The following is a 514-nucleotide window of genomic DNA, read 5'->3' on the forward strand; positions in this document are numbered from 1 at the left end:
TTCTTGAGGGTTCATGTCTAACATGGTTGTGCTCCGTTATTGCACAACGTATTTCGTCAGCAGTACATCATCGATATCACGCACGATGTCAGTCTTCGCAAAGGCTACCAACAGCGTTTGCTTCACTTCGTTTTGCAGAATATCGATCGCGCCTGTCTGTTGCAGTTCATCGAAAGTTTTGTCGCTAAACAGCTTCAAAAGCGAGTTTTGAACCATTGGCATGTAGTTATCGATGTCTTTAATACGTTCTGGTCGACGGGTCTCAATAGCCAGCTCTAGCATGACAAAGTGCGTCTGTTTCTTGCCTTTAATGCTCAGTACAACTTTGTCTAGAGGGTGAAAGCTTGGGCCTTTGCTGGTTGGTTGTTCAGTCACAAGAAAAGACAAAGGAGAGTTCTCAAGCAGTGAGCTGGTTTCACCTGAATCTTGTGCCTGTTTATTGAGATACCAAATACCACCCATGATGGTGGCGGCCGAAACGAGGGCGCTGGTGATGATCATCGCGACAAACATG

General features: G+C 45.9%; 1 protein-coding gene. It reads right to left on the reverse strand.

The window, feature by feature from the left end; genetic code table 11:
- Positions 1 to 36: 36 nt before the first annotated feature.
- Complete coding sequence (gene fliL, locus R7E78_RS30660; RefSeq protein WP_318059215.1) at positions 37 to 513, reverse strand: flagellar basal body-associated FliL family protein; 477 nt, start codon at positions 511 to 513, stop codon at positions 37 to 39.
- Position 514: the final 1 nt, after the last annotated feature.

It is taken from the genome of Vibrio sp. YT-19(2023) (assembly GCF_033337395.1).

Excerpts from the sequence above, each read along its gene's own strand:
- fliL (WP_318059215.1), bottom strand. The coding sequence starts at position 513 with ATGTTTGTCGCGATGATCATCACCAGCGCCCTCGTTTCGGCCGCCACC.